The 6,222-nt window shown below is 66.3% G+C and carries 6 protein-coding genes; 5 read left to right on the plus strand and 1 reads right to left on the minus strand.

Going from position 1 to position 6,222, the window contains the following annotated elements:
- Nucleotides 1-5 precede the first annotated feature (5 nt).
- Complete coding sequence (queF, locus tag AAG821_RS20220; protein ID WP_341915565.1) at nt 6-509, minus strand: preQ(1) synthase; 504 nt, start codon at nt 507-509, stop codon at nt 6-8.
- Between the two features lie 136 nt (nt 510-645).
- Here queF and AAG821_RS20225 point away from each other — a divergent pair, with 136 nt between their 5' ends.
- The 5 genes from AAG821_RS20225 to AAG821_RS20245 all read left to right on the plus strand — a co-directional run bounded on the left by AAG821_RS20225 (nt 646) and on the right by AAG821_RS20245 (nt 6,013).
- On the plus strand, nt 646-990 hold the full coding sequence (locus AAG821_RS20225) for a hypothetical protein (protein WP_341916417.1): 345 nt from the start codon (nt 646-648) through the stop codon (nt 988-990).
- 141 nt (nt 991-1,131) lie between these two features.
- Nucleotides 1,132-1,854: an HAD-IA family hydrolase gene (locus AAG821_RS20230; RefSeq protein WP_341915568.1), complete on the plus strand. Its 723-nt coding sequence runs from the start codon at nt 1,132-1,134 to the stop codon at nt 1,852-1,854.
- A 12-nt stretch (nt 1,855-1,866) separates the two neighbouring features.
- Entirely contained in the window at nt 1,867-3,939 is a 2,073-nt protein-coding gene (locus tag AAG821_RS20235; RefSeq protein ID WP_341915569.1) for an AsmA family protein, read from the plus strand.
- A gap of 22 nt (nt 3,940-3,961) precedes the next feature.
- Entirely contained in the window at nt 3,962-4,663 is a 702-nt protein-coding gene (locus tag AAG821_RS20240) for an ATP12 family protein (protein WP_341915570.1), read from the plus strand.
- Between the two features lie 171 nt (nt 4,664-4,834).
- Entirely contained in the window at nt 4,835-6,013 is a 1,179-nt protein-coding gene (locus AAG821_RS20245; protein ID WP_341915572.1) for a pentapeptide repeat-containing protein, read from the plus strand.
- The last annotated feature ends 209 nt before the right edge of the window (nt 6,014-6,222 follow it).

Below are 6,222 nucleotides of genomic sequence, written 5' to 3' on the forward strand. Positions count from 1 at the left end.
GGATGTTATCCGCGGCCGCGATAGGAGGCGACGCCCTGGTCGGGCAGCCACAGGTCTGCCGGCGGCTTGCCGGTCTGGTAGAACACATCGATCGGCATGCCGCCGCGCGGATACCAGTAGCCGCCGATGCGCAGCCAGCGTGGCTGCATCGCGGCGACCAGGCGCTTGGCGATGCTCACCGTGCAGTCTTCATGGAAGGCGCCGTGATTGCGAAAGCTGTTGAGGAACAGCTTCAGCGATTTCGATTCAACGATCTGCCGGTTCGGCACATAGTCGATCACCAGATGGGCGAAATCGGGCTGGCCGGTCATCGGACACAGGCTGGTGAATTCCGGCTGGGTGAAACGGATCAGGTAGGTGACGCCCGGCTGCGGATTGGCCACCGTCTCTAGTACGGCGGCATCGGGACTGGCCGGCTGGCTGGCGGCGTGGCCGAGCTGGGTGAGGCCGGCGGGCGAGGCAGCGCGTCGATTGAGGGCGGGAGCGGGGGTCTTTTTCGGCTTTTTCATAGGTTCCTGTTTGCCACAACAATACCTTGATTGCATCCCTGTGCCGCCACGATCCGGCATCAGTGTTTCAGTCGTGCCGGCCATGAGGCATCCGAGCGGATGCACCGGCCAGCACTTTTGCCCCAGGAGGCATACAATGACTCTGCGTTTCAAATCCCTTGCTACCGCCATCACTGTTGCCAGCGCGCTGGCCCGGGGTGCCACCGGTGGCGCCTGTGCCCAGACCGCCACCCCGGCGACTCCCGCGACCCCGGCCCAGCCGAGCGTGTCCGGGGCCGCCACGCCGGCCACCCCGGCGACGCCGGCGGTGGGGCAGACCAAGAAGACCGAGCACGGCAAGGCGGATGCGGCCAAGGCCGATGCCAAGAAGGCCGAGACCAAGGCCGACCTGAAGAAAGCCGATGCCAAGAAGGACCAGGCCAAGAAGGATCTGGCCAAAAAGGACGAAAAGGCGCGCGACGCCAAGAAGGCGACCAACTGACGCTGTCGCGTCAGGCCGAAAAGACCGGGGCCCCCGTCGCAGGACGGGGGCCTTTTTCCTGGTTCTTAGAGGAATTCAGGGCAGAAATTTCCACCCCTGAGAGTGGTTGAGGCGCCGGGCCGACCGTGCGATTCTGCGGCCATGACACGCCCTGCTTCCGTATCCGGTGCCGGTTTCGAGCCGCCCAGACTGGTGATCTTCGATTGCGATGGCACCCTGGTCGACAGCCAGCACCACATCGTCAGCGCCATGCACAGCGCCTTTGCCGCCAACGGCCTGGGCCTGCCCGAGGCCGACAGCGTCCGCCGCACGGTGGGGCTGCCGCTGGAGGTGGCGATTGAGCGCCTGCTGCTGCCCATCGGGCTGAAGGCCCTGGATGACGTGGTCGCGGCCTACAAGGTCGCTGCCGTGGCCCAGCGGCTGGAGCCTGACCATGAAGAGCCGCTGTTTCCCGGCCTGGTGCCGGTGCTGGATCGGCTGGAGGCTGGCGGCTTCCTGCTCGGTGTCGCCACCGGCAAGGCCCGCCGCGGCCTGAATTTTACTTTGGCGACACATGGCCTGACCGAGCGTTTCGTCACCCTGCAGACCTGCGATGTCGTCCCCGCCGGTAAACCGGCACCCGACATGGTGCTGCAGGCGATGGCGGAGACGGGTGCCGTGGCGGCCTCGACAATCGTGGTCGGCGACACAACTTACGACATGGAGATGGCCCGCAATGCCGGCGTTCCGGCCATCGGCGTAGCCTGGGGCTATCATGACGAACAGATTCTGCTCAAAGCTGGAGCAGTAAAGATAATCAAGGACTTCGGAGAACTTCCGGATCTGGCGGTCGAATTGACGGCCCGGTCTTCTTCAGCTGCCTGAGGGAGGTGCCGCATGCGTATCGTGAAATGGGGTCTGGCGATCCTGGTGCTGTTGATCGCCGCTGCCGTGGTTGCGGTGCTGACCGTCGATGTGAATCGCTTCAAACCGCAGATCGTTGCCGCCGTCGAAGAGGCCACCGGCCGCAAGCTCGACATCGCCGAGGATATGAAGCTCAGCCTCTGGCCGCTCGGCATCGGAGTGAAGCGGGTCAGCTTTGCCAATGCCGCCTGGGGCGCCCGGCCGCAGATGGCCACCATCGGTGAATTCACCGCGCAGGTGGATCTGATCGCCCTGATCGGCGGTCAGGTGAAGATCGACAGCCTGGTGCTGAACGACGTCGACCTCCTGCTGGAGAAGGATCGTCAGGGCCGGGCCAACTGGGACTTTGCCGGCCAGAAGCCGGCCCCGCAGCAGCAGCCGCAGACACCGGCGCCGGCCGCGCAATCGGGTGGCGGCACGATCCCGACCATCGAGAATGTGTCGCTGAAGAATGTGAAGCTGGCCTTCCGTGATGCCCAGACCGGCGCCCGCAACGATGTGGCGCTGACGGAACTCTCCGTGAAGCAGGCCAGCGGCGGGCAGCTCGTCACCAAGCTGGTCGCCACTGTGGACGGCAATGCCATCACCGCCGATGGCACGCTGGGCAGCCTGGGCGAACTGATGGCGCCGAGCCGGCCCTGGCCGGTGAAAATGAATGTTACCTTGCCTGGCGCCAAGGCCAGCCTGGAAGGCAGCATCGCCCAGCCGATGCAGGCCAAGGGGCTGGCGCTGAAGCTGAGCGCCGAGGCGCCCGACCTGGCCAAGCTGGCCGCGCTGGCGGGCGCGTCGGCCCCGGCAGTACCGCTCAGCCTGCAGGCCGAGGTGAAGGATCTCGGGCCGCAGCGCTACGGCCTGAACAACATTGTCATGAAGATCGCCGATAGCGACCTGGGCGGCAGCGGCGAGATCAATCTGGCCGGCGCGAAGCCGGCGGTGAAATTCGATCTCGCATCAAAGAGCATGGATGTCACCCAGCTGATGCCGAAGGAAACGGCCGCCAAGCCCGCCGCCGCCGGCAGCACACCGGCCGCCGCCAGGCCGGCTGCCGCGCCGAAATCCGATGGCCGCCTGTTCAGCGCCGATCCGCTGCCGCTCGATGGGCTCAATGCCGCCGATGCGGTGGTGGCCTACAAGGCCGAGCGGTTCAAGGCGCCGATGCTGGAAGCGCAGGGCCTGGCCGTGAATCTGACGCTGAAGGATGGCCTGCTGAATCTCAAACCGGCGATTGCCAATCTCGCCGGCGGCAGCATCAACGGCGACATTTCCGTCAATGGCAAGGCGAAGTCGATGACCGCCAAGCTGGATGGCAAGGGCGTGGTGCTGAGCGACTATCTGCAGAAGAACGGCATCACCGACGTCGTCCGCCGCGGCGGGCCCACCGATCTGGTGCTCGATGTCAGCAGCAGTGCCGCTTCCGTCCGTCAGATGATGGCGGGCCTGAACGGCAGGCTGGTGCTGAAGGTGGGTGAGGGCGAGCTGAAAGAGGAGTATGTGCGCGCCGCGCTGCCGCGTCTGGCCGATGCCGTCGGTGCGCTGAGCCGCGCCACGGCGAAGACCAAGCTGCATTGCGTGGTCGCCGGCGCTGACATCAAGAACGGCATGGTCACGCCCAAGGCGATCCTGGCCGAGACCGGCAGCATGACCATGACCGGCGACGGCACGGTCAATCTCGGCACCGAACAGCTCGACCTGCGGCTGGTGCCCTCGTCGCGCGATACCGGCCTGGCGGCGGCGCTGCCGCCGGTGCGGGTGCGCGGCAGCTTCACCGACCCCAGCTTCACGCCCGATACGGCGGCGCTGGCCAAGGGCATGATCGGCGCCGCCGCCGGCTTTGCCGCGCTGGGTCCGCTGGCCCTGCTGTCGCCGGCGCTGGGCTCGGGCGGCGACGATGCCGCCACCGCCTGTGCCAAGGCCGTCGCCCTGGCCGAGGGCCGGCCAGTGCCGCAGTCGTCGACCAAGCCTGCGACAGGCAGCACGCAGCCGCAGCAGGAGCAGAAGCCGCTCGACAATCTGCGCAAGGGCCTGGGCAACTTGCTGGGCCGCTGACCCGCCGCTATAAGCCGGCCTCATGAAGCGTTTCTACAAGACCGCCACGGCGGAGCCCGATGGCGACAGCGCCGTGATCCGCCTCGATGGCCGCCTGCTGAAGACGCCGGCCAAGGCCGAGATGCGCCTGCCCACCTTGCCGCTGGCGGAAGCCATCGCGGCGGAGTGGGCGGCCCAGCAGGCCGAGATCCGGCCCAGCACCATGCCGCTGATGCAGTTGGCCGCCACCGCGATCGACCGTGTCAGTCTCGACCCGCGCTATGCCACCGATGATGTGGTGCGCTACGGCGGCACCGATCTGCTGGCCTACCGTGCCAGCGAGCCGGCGGCCCTGGCCGAGCGTCAGGCGGCGGAATGGCAGCCGCTGCTCGACTGGTTCCGCGACCGCTACGATGTGCAGCTCAATGTCACCAGCGGCATCATGGCGGTGGCGCAGCCGGCGGAGCTGCCGGCACGGCTGGAACGCATCTGTGCCGGGCTGGACCCCTACAGGCTGACGGCGCTGCATTGGGCGACCACCAATGCCGGCTCGGTGGTGCTGGGGCTGGCCCTGCTGGATGGCCGGCTGGATGCCGAGGCGGCCCACCGGACGGCGCTGATCGACGAATTGCACCAGGCCGAGCGCTGGGGCGAGGATGCCGAGGCGGCAGCCCGGCGCACCGGATTGCTCGCCGATCTGCAGGCCATCACCCGTTTTCTCGGATTGTTACGTACTGGTAACTAGGCATGCTGCCGCTGGCTGCAGACATGATTCGCCAGCGAAGCTTTACTACCCTGCTGCGAATCCGCTGCTATACTCCCTGTATACGGAGACTCAATGTCGGCCGGGGGGTCCGACGTGGCAGGGATAGATTCATCAAAGCGACAGCGGCCAAAGGTTGGCTATGGCGAGCTATTGGCCACCATTGCCGACCATGAAAAATACCGCCAGCGACTGCCTGGCGGTAAACGGGCGATTTTTCAGTTCCGCGATCTCTCGCATCTGACCATGGCGGGCGCTGATCTCTCGGGCGCCGATTTCACCGGCTGCAACCTGCAATCGGCCAATTTCTCCGACACCAACCTGAGCAATGCCGTGCTGTATGGCGCCGATCTGCGCGGCGCGGTGATGCATGGTGCGCGGCTGGATCGCGCCGATCTGCGCGGGGCTTCCTTGCGTGGTGCCGACCTGACCGGCGCGCGGCTGCAGGATGCCGACATGCGCGATGGCGTGATTGCCGAACGCGATATCAGCGGCAACATGCAGCTGAAGAAACCCGATCATGATGCCGTCGATCTTGGGGGCGCGCGTCTGGTGGCCGCCGATCTCACCGGTGCCAACATGACCGGCGTGGCCGCAGGCCGCACCGACTTCACCGATGCGGTGCTGATCAACTGCGTGCTGACCCGCGCCAACCTGACAGCAGCACGACTTGAGGGCGCCAATCTTTCGGGTGCCGATCTCAGCGGTGCCAATCTGAAAGACGCGCAGATGCGCGGTGCCGTGCTGGTTGGCGTCAAGCTCGACAACACCATGATGAGCGGCGCCGATGTGCAGGGCGTGCTGGACGACAAGCCGCGCGGCCGGCCGCTTGCCGAACTCGGCGTGCCGATCGAGGAAGCTTTCCGTCTGTATCGCCTGTGGGTCGAAACCGGCGGCCAGCAGGGGCGGCTGTTCGATTTCAGCCGGCTTGATCTGCGCCTGATCGGTGCGCGGCCCGGTCTGGTGCTGACCGGTGCGACCATGGATGGCGCGGTGCTGCAGGGCCTCAACCTCGAACGCGCATCGCTGCAGGGCACTAAGCTGGCCGATGCCGATCTGCGCGACTGCAATCTCTGCGGTGCCGATCTGCGCGGCGCCAATCTCTCGGGCGCGCAGCTGACCCGGGCCGATCTGCGCGACGCCGATCTGGGCCCGCTGATCCTGGGCGCCGACCGCTCGTTCCCGGTCAACCTGATGCGCAGCCTGCTGCGCAGCACCGATCTGCGCGGCGCCCGGCTGAAACAGGCCTGGCTGGATGAGGCCGACATGTCGCGCGCCCTGCTGGAAGGCGCCGACCTGACCGAAGCGCGCATGCCGCAGCGACAGGTCTGAGCGCCGCGACTTATCCTCAAGTCGGCTTATATATCAGTCCTGATAAATCCTGCTTATCGCAGGACTTTTTGCACTGCAGCGCAAGCTATTTTGCCGCGCCGCGCGATATGCTATGGCGGGTGTCACGGCCCAGTCATAGAGCGCCAATACGGGGAGTTTCATGCAGGACATTATCCGGCAGTTGGAAGAGAAGCGCGCCCAGGCCCGCG

This window comes from Ferrovibrio terrae (genome assembly GCF_943372915.1).
GTDB classification, from domain to species: Bacteria; Pseudomonadota; Alphaproteobacteria; order Ferrovibrionales; family Ferrovibrionaceae; genus Ferrovibrio; species Ferrovibrio terrae_A.

Bases quoted from the DNA above. Each gene is read 5' to 3' on its own strand.
- AAG821_RS20235 (WP_341915569.1), top strand. From the start codon at position 1,867: ATGCGTATCGTGAAATGGGGTCTGGCGATCCTGGTGCTGTTGATCGCC.
- AAG821_RS20240 (WP_341915570.1), top strand. From the start codon at position 3,962: ATGAAGCGTTTCTACAAGACCGCCACGGCGGAGCCCGATGGCGACAGC.
- AAG821_RS20230 (WP_341915568.1), top strand. From the start codon at position 1,132: ATGACACGCCCTGCTTCCGTATCCGGTGCCGGTTTCGAGCCGCCCAGA.
- queF (WP_341915565.1), bottom strand. From the start codon at position 509: ATGAAAAAGCCGAAAAAGACCCCCGCTCCCGCCCTCAATCGACGCGCT.
- AAG821_RS20225 (WP_341916417.1), top strand. From the start codon at position 646: ATGACTCTGCGTTTCAAATCCCTTGCTACCGCCATCACTGTTGCCAGC.